The organism is Actinomycetospora sp. (genome assembly GCF_055612215.1).
The window spans coordinates 1-13611 of record NZ_JBVPVA010001135.1; the positions used below are offsets into that span (position 1 = coordinate 1).

Here is a 13611-nt window from a genome sequence, read left to right on the forward strand (position 1 = left end):
ACGCCGAGCACACGAACGAGCTCACCGCCACGTACCTCAACCGGCTCTCCGACCTGCTCTTCGTCCTCGGCCGCTGCGCCAATCCCGAGGGCGACACGCTGTGGCAGCCGGGCCGGGACACCGACACCTCCGAGTCGTCGAGGAGCTAGCCGTCGTCCAACGCGCTGATGCGAAGGTCGGACATCGCCGAGGAGCGTCGGAAGGCTCAGCGCATCAGTGAGGGATTGCCCCTCCGAGGAGCCCTCAGCACGTTGGCGCGATGCTGCTCGAGCAGCACCCCGAGGCCTCAGCCGTCGACGCCTCGACGCGGAGCGGGCGCGCCCGCTCCGCGTCCACGGTGCGCTACTTGGTGGCGGAGACGCCGATGCCGGCCAGGTCGTGTTCGGCGACCCAGGCGGCTTCCTGACCGTCCTCGGGGAGGAGCTCGCCCCATTCCATGACGTCGCGGGGGCGGACCTCGTGCAGGGCGACGAGGATGTCGGCCTTGTCCTGGCCGGAGATGCGGGCCCACATATCGGTGAGTCGACGCACCAGCTCGCTGCGTACCTCCTGCGAGCGGCCGGTCCGGATCAGGCCGAGGGTCTTCGAGGCGGTGGAGCGCTCGCCACCGGCGTAGACGGAGCCGGGGGCGACCTCCTCGTAGGTGACGTGCACGAACTTGCGCGGTGTGCCGTTGGTCAGCGCGCAGTGGATGTCGGTGATCTCGAGGGCGATCTGCTGCTTCTGCTCGTCGGAGAGCAGGCCTTGCGGGATCGAGCAGCGGTAGACGGGCATGGTTCCTCCGTACGGGTCGGGTCGGGTCGGTTGGAGCGGACTCAGAGCCGGGTCAGAGCTCGGCGACGGCGATCAGTTGTTTGCCGACGACGGCGTTCTCCATCGCGGTGTGCGCGGCGGCGGTGTCCTCGAGCGGGTGGACGTGCAGGGGCAGGCCGAAGTCGGGACCGACGCCGATGGCGCCTTCCTCGGCTGCGCGGCAGAGAGCGTTGGCCGCGGCGGCTCGCTGGCCCGCGGTGAGGGTGTAGAGGATGACGAACCCGATCTGCAGGTTCAGCCACATGGCGTCCTGGACGGTCAGGTCGAGCGCGGCGCCGCCGTCGTTGGCGTAGACGGCGAGGACGCCGCCGGTGGTCAGGACCCCGAGGTCGATGGTGGCGTTCACGGCCGGAGCGACCTCGACGACGCGGTCGACGCCGTCGGGTGCGAGGTCGCGGACCCGCGCGACGACGTCGTCGTCGCGATAGTTGATGACGTGGTCGGCGCCCGCGGCGGCGGCGAGGGCGCCCTTCTGCGGTGAGCTCACGGTGGTCAGCACGGTGGCGCCGGCCCATCTCGCGAGCTGGATGGTCGCGTTGCCGACGGCTCCGGCGCCGCCGGCGACGAGGACGGTGGTGCCGGCCAGGGCTTCGGTGTGGAGTTCGGCCGGGCCGTTCTCGCCGAGGGTCAGGACGCGGTGGGCGGTGAGGAACGGGACGCCGAGCGTCGCGCCGAGCTCGAACGACGCGCCATCGGGGAGCGGAGCGACGAGCTCGGACGGGAGCGTGACGAACCGTTGGGCGGTGCCCGCGAGCCGTCGGTAGGCGGCGAGGTGGGTCCAGACCCGTTGCCCGGGCTCGAACCGGTCGACGGCGGGGCCGACGGCGCGGATGCGCCCGGCTCCGTCGTGGTGGGGCACCTGGACCTCGCCCTCGGGAATGGGCAGTCGCAGGGTCCGGCGGGCCTTGACGTCGGCGGGGTTGACCCCGGATCTCGCGATCTCGATCTGGACCTCGCCCGGACCGGGAGCGCGGACGGGAAGGTCGAGGGGGTGCAGCACGTCGGGGTCCCCGGCGACCGCGTACCCCACCGCGGGCGATGTGCTCCCGACGGTCCCCAGTGCCATGCCGGTCACCGGCCCGCGGTCGCGGCCATGGCGGCCGGACGGGTCCGCGGGCGCGGGCGGGCCCGGGGCACGGTCACGGGCTCCGGGCCTGCGACAACACGGTTGCTGACCGAGCCGAGACCCTCGACGGTCAGGGTGACCACGTCGCCGGGGACCAGGGGCGGGAGCTCCTCGCGGGAGCGCCCGCGACCCCAGAGCTCGCCGAGGCAGCCGCCGTTGCCGCAGGTGCCCGAGCCGAGGACGTCGCCGGGGCGGACGACGGTGCCCCGGGAGGCGTAGGCGACCAGGTCCTCGAAGGGCCAGCCCATGTTGGAGAGCAGGTCCTGGCCGATGACCTTTCCGTTGATCTCGGCGGTCAGTCCCAGGGCGAGGAAGCCGTCGGCGTCGCGGTAGGGCTCGATCTCGTCGGCGGTGACGAGGTAGGGGCCCAGGGTGGTGGCGGTGTCCTTGCCCTTGGCCGGCCCCAGGCCGATCTGCATCTCGTGGGCCTGCAGATCGCGGGCGGACCAGTCGTTGAAGACGGTGTAGCCGACGATGTGCTCGCGGGCCTGCTCGGGGGAGAGGTCGCGGCCCTCGCGGCCGATCACCGCGGCGACCTCGAGTTCGAGGTCGAGGACCTTGCTGCCGGGCGGGACCGGCACGTCGTCGTGGGCGCCGATCATCGCGTAGGGGTTGGTGAAGTAGAAGGTCGGGATCTCGTACCAGGCCTCGGGCACGCCGGCCTCGCTGGAGACGGTGCGCCGCACGCCCTCGACGTGCTCTTCGAAAGCGACGAAGTCCCGCACCGTCGGGGGCTGGAACGGCGGGAGCAACCGCACCTCGGACACGGCGACGCGCTCGGCGGACGAGGCGGAACGACCCGCCTCGAGCAGGCCCGGCTGCCCGTCCTGCAGGAGGTCGAGCACATTCGTGCCGGTCGGCAGGGGCGCGATCCCCTCGCCGTCGACGACGCCGCTGCGGACCTCGTCGTGGTGGAGATAGGTCGCGAAACGCATGGTGGAAGCTCTCCTGGTGTGGGGTGCGTACGGTCGGCTCGGCGTCAGGCCGAGCAACTCAGGGGCAGCCCGCCGTTGTAGGTGACCATGTCGGCGAGAGCGGGATAGATGTCGACGCCCTGCCCGCCGGGGAGGCCGTCGAGGTCGGCGTAGGCGCGGTGCAGGTTGCCGACGAGCCGTTCGGCGTCGTGCCAGTCCTTGAAGCGGCCGAGGTCGGCGTCGAGGGCGGTGGCCAGCGGCGTCAGGCCGGCGGCGCGGCCGGCGGTGGCGAGGTCGAGGACGAAGCGCAGGTACTCGACGGTGTCGACGAGCGGTGCCGCGTCGTGGAAGACCGGGCCGTGGCCGGGGACGACCGTGCGGGCCCCGAGGGGGACCAGCGTCTTCTCGAGGACATCGATCGCGCCGGTGACCGAACCCATGAGCAGGAAGGGGGTGCCGCCGTGGAAGACGAGGTCGCCGGCGAACACCACGGAGTCCTCGGGCAGCCAGACGATCACGTCGTTGGTGGTGTGGGCCGGGCCCCCGACGTGGACGATCTCGGCGCGCCGCTCGCCGAGGTGCAGCGTCACGCGGTCGGTGAAGGTCAGGAACGGCGGCTCGAGGGGCAGCGAACCCCAGTCGGGGTTGTCCCAGTACGGGAGCTCGCGCGCCGGCCCGAAGTCGATCACCTCGGTGCGGGCCCGTTCGTGGGCGACGATGGTGGCTCCGTCGAACAGGGCGTTGCCGAAGGTGTGGTCCCCGTGGTGGTGGGTGTTGACCAGGGTCCTGACCGGGGCCGGGGACAGCCCGCGGATCGTCTGCAGGAAGGCCCGGGTGCGGCGCTCGGTGGAGCAGGAGTCGATCGCGGTGATGCCCTGGGGGCCGACGAGGACGCCGGTGTTGTTGATCCACCAGGTCCCGTCGGGCTGGATGTAGGCGTGGACCCCGTCGGCCACTTCCTGCAGCGTCGGCGGGGCCGGGCTGGTGATGTCGTGGGTGTGCGCGCTCACGACGACACCGCCCCGTGCCGGCCCTGGCCGCGGGCTGCTGCGTCGACGGCCCGAACGATGTTCTGGTAGCCCGTGCAGCGGCAGATGTTGCCGGTGAGGGCCTCCTCGATCGCGGGCCGGTCGGGAGCGGGGTCCTCGGCCAGCAGCGCGGTCGTGCACAGCACCATGCCCGGCAGGCAGTACCCGCACTGGAAGCCGTTGGTGTCCCAGAACGCCTGGGCCACGGGGTGGACCTCGCCGCCGCCGGAGAGTCCCCGCAGTGTGGTGATCTCCCGGCCGGCCGCGCGGTGGTTGGGCACCAGGCACGACTTGAACGGATCGCCGTCGATGAGCACCGTGCAGGTGCCGCAGTCCCCGTTGCGGCACCCGAGGCGGACGCTGCGGTCCGCGAGGTCCTCGCGGAGCACGTCGACCAGCGGGGTGCCGGGGTCCTCGGGCAGGGCGACGGGTCGCCCGTTGAGACTCGTGGTCGTCGCTGTCGGGTTCATCGGGTCGGCTCCGTCTCGCTGGCGGGTGGGGACACGTCGGGCAGGAGCGCGTCGCGCACGGCACGGATCGCGATGGCGGCCGCCACCCGACGCCGGTAGCCGGCCTCGGCCTGGGCGTCGGACCACCACCCGATGCCGGTGTCGGCGACGGCGGATTCGAGCGCGGTGCGCACGGCGTCCCGGTCGGCGGCGGTGGGCGCGGCAGGGTCGTCGAGGACGAGCGGCGGCAGCGTGACCGGCCGCTCGAGCGCGGCGCCGACGGTGAGGGTGACCCGGGGGCCCTCGAGACGGGCGGCGGCATTCGTGATCGGCCAGCCACCCGAGGCGGTCAGCAGCTTCGCGTAACCCCATCGTGCCGCCCTGGGCGCGACGGAGATCCCGACGAGCATCTCGCCGGGCGTCAGCGCGGTGCGGTACGCGCCGCGGAAGAACTCCGCGGCGGGCACGCTGCGCCGTCCCGACGCGGTGGCGAGCTCGAGCTGCGCGTCGAGGCCGACGAGACCGGTGGGCACGTCGGAGGAGGGGTTGGCGTGGCAGGCGGAGCCGCCGATGGTGCCCTGTCCGCGGATCTGCGGGCCGCCGGTGATCCGCGCGGCGAGACCTCGCAGCAGGGCGAGCGCGGGGTGCCGGTCGCGCAGCAGGGCCCGGTAGGTGACCGCCGGACCGAGCCGGACTCCACCGTCGCCTTGGGCGTCGATGTCGCCGAAGCCGGGCAGGGCGGCGATGTCGATGACGGGTGGCGGGCGGTGGTCGTGGGCCAGGCGCGGGAGCACGACGGTGGCCCCGCACGCCAGCAGGCTGCCCGGTTCGCGGGACAGCAGGGCGAGGGCGTCGTCGAGGTCGGCCGGCACCGAGAAACGCAGGCCGGTGGACAGGGCAGCGCTCATGACGGGGCTCCGGCGAGGGCCTCGGTGGCCGATCCGACAGCGGCCTGATCGGCGAGGGCGAGGACGCGCGGTGGCGTCATCGGCACGGTGACCGAGGTCCCGGGGGCACAGCGCAGCGCGTCGCGCACGGCGCCGCTGATGGCGGCGGCGGCCCCGCCGACGCCCGACTCGCCGGCTCCCTTGGTGCCGAGCACGGTGAACGGCGATGGCGACTCGAGGTGCCCGGTGGTGATCACCGGGATGTCCTTGATCCGCGGTACCAGGTAGCGCTTGAAGTCGGTGGCGATCGGATGTCCCTCCGGGTCGTGGGGCTCCTCCTCCTGGAGGGCCACCCCGAGACCCATGGCGACCGCGCCGTGCAGCTGGGCCTCGACGAGCCCGGGGTTGATGACCACGCCGCAGTCGTGCACGGCGGTCAGGGCGCGCACGTGCGGGAGACCGGTGTCGATCTCCACGTCCACCGCAGCGACGTGCACCGAGTAGGAGTAGGTGGGGTAGATCTGGATGCGGCCGTCCGCATCGGGGATCGACTGCAGGTTCCCCGGCCCGTAGGTGCGGGTCGCCTCGAGCTGCGGTTCACCGATTCCCGGCAGCGCCGATCCCAGCGACCGGAACGCCAGGGCGAGCGCGGGCAGGGGCATCACCCGGGTGGGGTCGTGGGCGACGCGGTACACGCCGTCGGCGACCGCGATGTCCTCGGGCCGCGCGCCGAGCAGGGCCGCGGCCGCCGCCACCAGCTTCTCGCGGAGCTCGGCGGCGGCCAGGTGGGCCGCCGACCCGCCCACCAGCACGGCCCGGCTGGAGAAGCTGCCCGAGCCGTAGGGAGTGGTCTCGGTGTCCCCCTGCACCACGCGGACCTCGGCGGCCGTCATACCGAGCTGGGCGGCGACGATCTGGGCGATGGCGGTCTCGCTGCCGGTGCCCGGGCTGGTCACGCCGGTGAGCACCGTGGCGCGTCCGCTGGTGTCGAGCCGAACGGTCGCGGTCTCGTACCCTCGGGCGAGTCCGCCGCCACCGTCGAACCCCTCGGGGGTGAGCTCGAACGCCACCCCGATGCCCAACCGGGTGTCGACGGCGGTGTCCGCTCCGGCGTCCGCCCGTCGTTGCTGTTCGGCGCGCAGCTCGTCGTAGTCGGCGAGCTCGAGGACCAGGTCGAGCGCGCGGTGGTAGTCCCCCGAGTCGAGGGTCATCGTGGGCGTGCGGTGCGGGAGACGGTCGCTGGTGAGCAGGTTGACCCGCCGCACCGCCACCGGGTCGAGGCCGAGGCGGCGGGCCACGTCGTCGAGGGCGGTCTCGAGGACGAGGCAGGTGATCTCCTTGCCGAACCCGCGAGCGCCGTTCCACGGGCCCTTGTTCGTCATCACCTCGCGCCAGCGCACCGCGAAATCGGCGATGTCGTAACCGCCCGGGAACGTGGCGGCGCCGACCATCGGCATCAGCGGGCCGGGGTTGGCCGTCAGTGCCCCGATGTCGGCCTCGAGGTCGACCTCGAGCGCCTCGATCCGCCCCGAGGCGTCGGCGGCGACCCGGAAGCTCGCCTCGTAGTCCCGGGCGCCCACGAGCAGCGCCTCCGGGCGCGTCTCCACCCACCGCACGCGGCGGCCGAGGAGCTTGGCTGCCAGACAGGTCAGCGGTTCCTCGGGCAGGCCGATGAACTTGAACCCGAAGGCGCCGCCCAGCGCCGGGGTCACGACATGGACGTCGCTCTCGGCCATCCCGAGTTGGCGGGCCAGGTCCGCCCGGAACATGTGTGGCTGCTGCACCGAGGCCCGCACGACTAGCCGGTCGGCGACGGGATCCCACGAGGCGATGCATCCCCGTGGCTCCAGCGGAACAGCGCTGCTGCGGCTCATCCTCACCCGCCCCGACACCACGTGCGCCGCCGCGTCGAACCGAGCCGCGGGATTCCCGGCGGCCACCGCGGCGCCCATCACCACGTTGCTCGCCAGGTCGGGGTGCTGGCGCACCGCGTCCGGCGCGGTCGCGGCGGCGATGCCGAGCATCGGCTCGAGGACCTCGTAGTGCACGTCGACCAGCTCGGCCGCGGCGTGTGCCTGCTCGAGGGTCTCGGCGACCACCAGCGCGACCGGCTCGCCCACGAAGCGCACGAGCTCGACCGGCAGACACGGCAGGGCGAGGGGACCCGGGGTGCCCGTCAGCGGCGGCGGGGTCATGCACAGCAGCGGGCCGATCGGGCCGCCGGTGTCCGCCCCCGACATCGCGGCGAGCACGCCCGGCGCCGCCAGCGCGGCGCCCGTGTCAACCGCCCGGATGCGGGCGTGCGGGTGGGGACTGCGCACGAACACCAGGTGCGCGTCGGGCTGCTCGGTCTCGTCGTCGAGGAACGGCACCAGACCGCGCACATAACGATCACCGCGCAACCGGCGACCGGACTCCTCGGGATGATTCATCCATTCCTCCACTCACTGACAATGCTGAGTGAGCACTCACTCGGCAGAAGGTACGTGGCAGCTGTGATGTGCGTCAACAGTTTCTCCGGAGGCCCGGCCGGAACCCCGGGAACAGGCCCGGGAAAGCTGAGTGAACGCTCAACAGGTCGTGCTTCGTGCTAGCGTCGTCAGATCGCCGTGCTGGAGGAGGGTGGGACGATGTCGATGCGAACGCGGATCCTCGAGGCGACAGCCAAGATCCTCCGGGAGGAGGGCTTCGCGGCGGTGACCTCCAAGCGCGTGGCCGCGGAGGCCGACTGCGCCGAGGGATCCATCTTCGGGCATTTCGGCGACAAGGGCCGCCTCCTCGGCGCGGTCCTGTCCTACGGTCTGCCGGAGGTCAAGGTGCTGGGGGAGGCGGTCGAGCGCGGCGCCCACCGTCCGCTGCGTGAGGGCCTGGTCGACGTGGTCGAGGCGACGCTCGCGTTCTACTGGGCGAGTCTTCCACTCGCCGCCACCGCGCTGGCCGACCGCCAGCTCTTCCAGGCCTACGCGGCCGGACATCGCGAGGCGGGGTCGGGACCGCAGCAGGTGTACGGGTTGGTGCAGTCCTTCCTCGAGGCGCACCGCGACGCGGGCCGGGTCTCCGCCGAGGCTGATCTCGCCGTGGAAGCGATCAAGCTGGCCGGCGCCTGCCAGAACGCCGTGTGGGTCGAGATGGTCAGCGGGCCGCGGGCCCTGCCCCACGTCGGCCACGACCTGGCCGCCGGCCTGGCCGAGAGCACGGTCAGGGCTGTGGGAACGCTCGCGACCGCAGACGCGATCGGCGCGTAGACGACGACCCGGCCTCGCCGCGACCGCGTAGGCCAGGCCGAAGGGCCAGGGCCGTCCGAAAGGCTGCGGTCCGCGGGTGGCGCTGTGACGGGGCGCGTACCGACCAGGCCCGGCCCGCGGTCGCCGCAGCTCGATCAGTTCACGATCTCGGCGTGTCCGACGAGGTCTGGGGCGACAGATCGCCGTGGTCCTCCGCCTGCGTCCTGGATGCGGGCCGCCTACCGGTCGTTCCAGGACGGCGGGCTCCGCGGGCGCATCCTCATCTCTCCCTGATCCGCCGACGGGTGTCACATGACGGGCGGCTGCGTCGTCTGGCTCGTGGCGACGCGGACGGCGGCGCCGACGAGCCGAGGAGGTCCTCATGCGGGTGCTGGTGGCCGGTGCGACGGGGGTGGTCGGCCGGGCCGTGGTGCCCCTGCTGGAGGCGGTCGGGCACGAGGTGACCGCCCTGTCCCGCACCGGGGATCCTCGTGGGGTACTGCGGGGGACGACGGCGAGGGTGGTCGCCGTCGACGGCCTCGATCAGGCGTCGATGCGCGCCGCGGTGCTCGGCGCGGCCCCGGAGGCGGTCGTGCACCTGATGACCGCCATCCCGGCGGCGATCCGGCCGCGGCGGATGGCGCGGGAGTTCGCGGTGACGAACCGGCTGCGCAGCGAGGGCACCCGCCATCTGCTCGATGCGGCCGAGGAGGCCGGGGTGCGGCGGGTGGTCGCCGAGGGCCTGGCCTACGCCTACGACCCGACCGGCACGGGTCCGGCGGGGGAGGACGAGCCGTTCTGGGCGGACCCACCGCGCCCGTTCCGGCCGGCACTCGCGGCGCTGGAGGAGCTCGAGCAGCGCACCCGCGCCGCCGGCGGCACCGTGCTGCGGTTCGGGCACCTGTACGGGCCCGGGTCGGTCTACGCCCCGGAAGGGTCGACCGCCGCCGCGGTCCGGGCCGGGCGGATGCCGGTCGTCGGGTCGGGCGGGTCGGTGTTCTCGTTCACCCACGCCGACGACGCCGCCAGCGCCATCGTCGCCACGCTGGACCGGCCGACGGTCCCGGCGGTCCTCAACGTCGTCGACGACGACCCGGCGCCGGTGCGTGAGTGGCTGCCCGAGCTCGCGCGGCTGCTCGGAGCGCCGGCCCCCAAGGTGGTCCCGGCCGCGGTGGCCACGGTGGCGGTCGGGTCGTGGGGGCGGACGTTCATGACCCGGCTGCGGGGTGCCGACAACGCGCGGGCCCGGCTGCATCTGGACTGGCGGCCGCGCTACGGCTCCTGGCGCGACGGGTTCGCCGTCGAGATCACCGGCCGCCGGCCGAGCGCGGCATGATTGCGACGACCGACGAGGGTGCCGACCCGACCGCGGCGTTCCAGCTCCACCGACCGGTGCTGCTCGGCCTGGCCTACCGGCTGCTGGGCAGCATGTGGGACGCCGAGGACGTGGTCGCCGACGCCTACGAGAAGTGGATGCGCGCCGACCACGCGTCGGTCCGCTCGGCGCAGGCCTTCCTGATCACGGCGGTGTCGCGGCTGGCGATCGACGCCCTCACCTCGGCCCGGGCCCGCCGCGAGGCGTACCCGGGGCCGTGGTTGCCCGAGCCGGTGGCCACCGCCGAGCTCGGGCCGGCCGAGAGCGCCGAGCTCGACGACACCCTCGCCTACGCCACCCTGCACCTGATGGAGCGGCTCTCCCCGCCGGAACGCGCGGTGGTGGTGCTGCGGGAGGCCTTCGCGATGCCCTACGACGAGATCGCCGGGATCGTCGGGGTCAGCGCCGCGGCGTGTCGCCAGCTGCAGCACCGGGCGACATCGAAGCTCGGCGACGAGCGCCGTGACGGGTCGCCGCCCGACGCCGCGGAGCACCGGGTGCTGCTCGAGCGGTTCATCGCCGCCGCCCGCGCGGGCGATCTGGACGGACTGACCGCGATGCTGCGCGCCGACGTGGTCGCCTACAACGACGGCGGCGGCAAGGCGCGCGCCGCCCGCCGCCCGATCCTCGGCCGGGAGAACGTGATCGCGTTCGTGCTCGGTCTGCTGGGCCGCTTCGGCCTGGGACCGGTGTCGTTCGTCGAGATCAACGGGCAGGTCGGCGTCGAGACCGCGATGGGTGGCGTCGGGTCGGTGTTCGCCCTCGACGTCCGGGACGGCCGGATCGCCTCGATCTTCGCGGTGCTCAACCCCGACAAGCTCACCCGCGTCGCCCCGCGGTCCTGACGCCACCCGAGCAGTCCGGCGCCTCCTCCGCGTGCGCCGGGACTGCCAGGTCGAGACGCACGACGTCGTGGACGTGATCCCGTTCGTCGTGGCGCTCGACTCCGCGCTGGTGAGGGCCGGGCTCTCCGAGTTCGACGCGATCACCGCGGGGCTCGTGCTGGATACCCTTCGGGTCCGCGCACTGGACGAACCCCGGGAGTGCCCATGAGCCGGCCGACCCGCACCCCGCCCGTGACCCTCGAGGTCGAGGCGGACCCGGCGGCGGTGATCGCCGTGGTGGCCGACCCCGCCCGCATCCCGCAGTGGGCGCCCGGGTTCGCCGACGCCGTGCACGCCGAGGACGACGGCGGGTGGAGCGCCACCAAGGACGGGCTGCGGTTCTCCCTGCGGGTCGCGGTCGACCTCGCTTCGGGCACGGTGGACATCCTGCGCATCGTGGCCCCCGGCATCGAGGGCGGCGCCCACCTGGACGTGACGCCAGGACGCGCCGGGGGGTGCGTGGTCGCCATGACGGTTCCGGTCGCCCCGGGCGCCGACCCGTCGGCGGCGGCAGCCACGGTGCGTGCCGAGCTGGCGGCGCTCGCGACGGTGCTCGCGAGCGGCTGAGCTCGCGGCGGGCCCAGCCGGCTGGATGACGGACTGCGGTCCGGGCGAGCGGTCAGGGTGATGTCGGACCGGGTCGGGTGCTGAGCTCGGAGAGGTTCATGGCGGCGGCATGCCGGACCGGCGGGAGTGCGCCCAGTCCGCGCAGGACGAGGTTGCGCGCGCGGGCCGGGGCGCCGGAGAGCGTGGCCGCGCGGGTCATGCGGTCGGTGAGCGCGACGACCTGGCGTGCGACCGGCCGGCGGACCCGGTCGTAGCCCTCGAGGATCGTGGGATCGGCGGCGTCGGCGTGGACCGCGGCGAGACGGCCGCCGAGGTCGACGGCGTCCTGGATCCCGGTGTTCATGCCCTGGCCGCCGGCCGGGCTGTGCACGTGGGCGGCGTCGCCGGCGAGGAACACCGGGCCGCGACGGTAGCTCTCCGCGAGCCGGTGGTGGACCCGGAACCGCGAGCTCCACGCCACCGACCGGACCGGACCCGCGCCCGCCGGGCCCCGTGCGCGGAGCAGCGCCGCGACGTCGTCGGGGTCCGGGTGCTCGGGGGCGTCGTCGACGGTGGCCACGACGCGGTGGTGCCCACCGGGCAGCGGCGCGACGACCACCAGCCCGGCGGGGGAGAAGAAGAGCTGGACCTCGTGCTCGGGCAGCGGCCAGTCCATCTCCACGTCCGCGAGCACGAAGGACTGCGCGTAGCTGGAGCCGGCGAACCCGATCCCCGAGAGTTCGCGGACGCGGGAGTGCATGCCATCCGCACCGACGAGGTGGTCGGCCACGACCGTCCACATGCCGTCGGGCCCGCGGACGTCGGCCCGGACCCGACCGTCGTCGTCGACCGCGAAGCCCTCGAGGGACTGGCCGCGCAGCACCGCGCCGCCCCGCTCCTTCAGGGCACCCTCGAGGACCTCCTCGGTGACGTCCTGCGGGACCATCAGCGTGTACGGGTAGGCGGTCGGCAGCCCGTCGAAGTCCACGGCGAGCAGGACCCGGTCGCCGTCACGCACGGTGAACCGCGGCACCACCACCCCGCGCGCCAGCAGGGCGGACGTCACCCCGAGCTCGTCGAGCACCTCCAGGGTCCGGGCGTGCACGACCGCCGCCCGGGAGGTGTTCGCCCCGCTCTCGGCCCGGTCGATCAGCACGTGGTCCACGCCCGCCGCCGCGAGGCGGTTGCCCAGGGCCAATCCCACCGGGCCGGCCCCGCTCACCAGCACCTCCGTCGCGACTTCGTGTCCCATCATCAACACCACCATCTGTTGGCCAACAACTGTTGGCAACAGTAGACCGTGTTCGGCGCGTATGCCAACACCTGTTGGCTATCGTGGGCACGTGCCGTTCACCGCCCGCTCGCAGCCGGCCCGCGACGCGGTCCTGGCCGCCGCCCGGCGGGCCTTCGCGACCCACGGGTTCGAGCGGGCGACGGTGCGCGCCATCGCCGCCGACGCCGGCGTGGACGCCTCGATGGTGATCCGCTACTTCGGGAGCAAGGACGGCCTGTTCGGGGCCGCCACCGACGTCGACCTCGCCCTGCCCGACCTGGGACAGGTGCCGCCCGAGGACCGTGGCGTGGTGCTGGCGAGCCGGTTCGTCGCCCTCTGGGACGACCCGGCCGCCGGCGAGGTGCTCACCCTGCTGTTGCGCTCGGCGCCCACCAGCGAACGGGCCGCCGAACGGGTCCGGGAGGTCTTCGCGGTGCAGGTCGCGTCGATGGTCCGTGGGCTCGACGACGGGCGGGGCGGCGCCGTGCGCCGCGCGGGAGCGCTCAGCTCCTACATCCTCGGGACCGCGCTCACCCGCTACGTGCTGCGACTGCCGCCGGTGGCGGACGCCCCGCCGGGCGAGGTCGTCGCGACCATGGGGCCGATCCTGCAGGGGATACTCGACGGCTGAGCCCCTCCCGGACTCGTCAGGGGCGTGTTCCGGAAGCCCTCGACGGTCAGTCACCTTCCGAGGGAGAACCCCGACAGCGCGGCGGGCAGCGCTGCCGCCCCGGTCATACGTCGGTGGGCGAGGATCGCCTCATGGGAACGGTCGGTGTGCTGAGGCATCCCATCCGCGCGGTGCTCGCGACCCGGGAGGACCTGACGCCGCGCCGGGCCGACAATCGGGTGTCGGCGTACGTCTACGGCGACGTGCTGGTCCTCGCCGCGACCGCCGGCGTCTACGAGGACGCGATCCGCACCGGCGAGGCGCTCCTCGTGGTGGTGGGAACGGTCGTCTCGACCTACGTCGCGCACGTCCTCGCCGACGTGGTCGGTGCGGTGTTCGGCGGGCACGAGGTCCGGACGGCTCTGCTGGACGAGCTGCGGGACTCCGTCCCGATCATCAGCGCGGGCATCCCACCGCTGATC

15 protein-coding genes and 1 pseudogene are annotated in these 13611 nt (G+C 73.7%); 8 read left to right on the forward strand and 8 right to left on the reverse strand.

Annotation, left to right across the window (positions count from 1 at the left end; translation table 11 throughout):
* Positions 1 to 149 (forward strand): annotated as a pseudogene (locus AC0CYZ_RS30525) (cob(I)yrinic acid a,c-diamide adenosyltransferase); the annotation flags it as partial.
* Between the two features lie 193 nt (positions 150 to 342).
* On the opposite strand, the gene AC0CYZ_RS30530 reads toward AC0CYZ_RS30525, so the two are convergent.
* From AC0CYZ_RS30530 to AC0CYZ_RS30560, 7 genes are read right to left on the reverse strand one after another with little or no spacing between them, the layout of a single operon-like run.
* Complete coding sequence (locus tag AC0CYZ_RS30530) at positions 343 to 774, reverse strand: tautomerase family protein (protein ID WP_472221868.1); 432 nt, start codon at positions 772 to 774, stop codon at positions 343 to 345.
* 52 nt (positions 775 to 826) lie between these two features.
* A complete protein-coding gene (locus tag AC0CYZ_RS30535; RefSeq protein WP_472221869.1) occupies positions 827 to 1879 on the reverse strand; it encodes an NADPH:quinone reductase in 1053 nt (350 codons plus the stop codon).
* A 5-nt stretch (positions 1880 to 1884) separates the two neighbouring features.
* Positions 1885 to 2874 carry a fumarylacetoacetate hydrolase family protein gene (locus tag AC0CYZ_RS30540; RefSeq protein ID WP_472221870.1) on the reverse strand — a complete coding sequence of 330 codons (990 nt, stop codon included), beginning with the start codon at positions 2872 to 2874 and terminating at the stop codon, positions 1885 to 1887.
* A gap of 44 nt (positions 2875 to 2918) precedes the next feature.
* Entirely contained in the window at positions 2919 to 3863 is a 945-nt protein-coding gene (locus AC0CYZ_RS30545) for an MBL fold metallo-hydrolase (RefSeq protein WP_472221871.1), read from the reverse strand.
* A complete protein-coding gene (locus AC0CYZ_RS30550) occupies positions 3860 to 4351 on the reverse strand; it encodes a (2Fe-2S)-binding protein (protein ID WP_472221872.1) in 492 nt (163 codons plus the stop codon). The genes AC0CYZ_RS30545 and AC0CYZ_RS30550 overlap by 4 nt, the downstream gene beginning before the upstream one ends.
* Positions 4348 to 5238 (reverse strand): FAD binding domain-containing protein, encoded by an 891-nt coding sequence (locus AC0CYZ_RS30555; RefSeq protein WP_472221873.1) that lies wholly within the window; start codon positions 5236 to 5238, stop codon positions 4348 to 4350. Before AC0CYZ_RS30555 ends, AC0CYZ_RS30550 begins: the two co-directional genes overlap by 4 nt.
* Positions 5235 to 7649 carry a xanthine dehydrogenase family protein molybdopterin-binding subunit gene (locus AC0CYZ_RS30560; protein ID WP_472221874.1) on the reverse strand — a complete coding sequence of 805 codons (2415 nt, stop codon included), beginning with the start codon at positions 7647 to 7649 and terminating at the stop codon, positions 5235 to 5237. The genes AC0CYZ_RS30555 and AC0CYZ_RS30560 overlap by 4 nt, the downstream gene beginning before the upstream one ends.
* A gap of 198 nt (positions 7650 to 7847) precedes the next feature.
* On the opposite strand from AC0CYZ_RS30560, the gene AC0CYZ_RS30565 reads away from it, so the two are divergent.
* The 5 genes from AC0CYZ_RS30565 (at position 7848) to AC0CYZ_RS30585 (ending at position 11267) form a co-directional block, all read left to right on the forward strand.
* The gene (locus tag AC0CYZ_RS30565) at positions 7848 to 8462 is read left to right on the forward strand and encodes a TetR/AcrR family transcriptional regulator (protein WP_472221875.1); all 615 of its coding nucleotides are present in this window, start codon (positions 7848 to 7850) and stop codon (positions 8460 to 8462) included.
* Positions 8463 to 8823: 361 nt separating this feature from the next.
* On the forward strand, positions 8824 to 9777 hold the full coding sequence (locus AC0CYZ_RS30570) for an NAD-dependent epimerase/dehydratase family protein (protein WP_472221876.1): 954 nt from the start codon (positions 8824 to 8826) through the stop codon (positions 9775 to 9777).
* Positions 9774 to 10661 carry an RNA polymerase sigma factor SigJ gene (gene sigJ / locus AC0CYZ_RS30575; protein ID WP_472221877.1) on the forward strand — a complete coding sequence of 296 codons (888 nt, stop codon included), beginning with the start codon at positions 9774 to 9776 and terminating at the stop codon, positions 10659 to 10661. Before AC0CYZ_RS30570 ends, sigJ begins: the two co-directional genes overlap by 4 nt.
* Positions 10662 to 10692: 31 nt before the next feature.
* A complete protein-coding gene (locus AC0CYZ_RS30580; RefSeq protein WP_472221878.1) occupies positions 10693 to 10869 on the forward strand; it encodes a hypothetical protein in 177 nt (58 codons plus the stop codon).
* Positions 10866 to 11267: an SRPBCC family protein gene (locus AC0CYZ_RS30585; RefSeq protein WP_472221879.1), complete on the forward strand. Its 402-nt coding sequence runs from the start codon at positions 10866 to 10868 to the stop codon at positions 11265 to 11267. Before AC0CYZ_RS30580 ends, AC0CYZ_RS30585 begins: the two co-directional genes overlap by 4 nt.
* Before the next feature lie 52 nt (positions 11268 to 11319).
* Here the strand turns inward: AC0CYZ_RS30585 and AC0CYZ_RS30590 are convergent, their stop codons facing one another.
* Positions 11320 to 12501: an FAD-dependent monooxygenase gene (locus tag AC0CYZ_RS30590; protein WP_472221880.1), complete on the reverse strand. Its 1182-nt coding sequence runs from the start codon at positions 12499 to 12501 to the stop codon at positions 11320 to 11322.
* Positions 12502 to 12589: 88 nt separating this feature from the next.
* Between AC0CYZ_RS30590 and AC0CYZ_RS30595 the strand changes: the two genes are divergently transcribed.
* A complete protein-coding gene (locus tag AC0CYZ_RS30595; RefSeq protein ID WP_472221881.1) occupies positions 12590 to 13150 on the forward strand; it encodes a TetR/AcrR family transcriptional regulator in 561 nt (186 codons plus the stop codon).
* 131 nt (positions 13151 to 13281) lie between these two features.
* A partial coding sequence (locus AC0CYZ_RS30600) for a hypothetical protein (protein WP_472221882.1) occupies positions 13282 to 13611 on the forward strand: 330 nt, incomplete at its 3' end.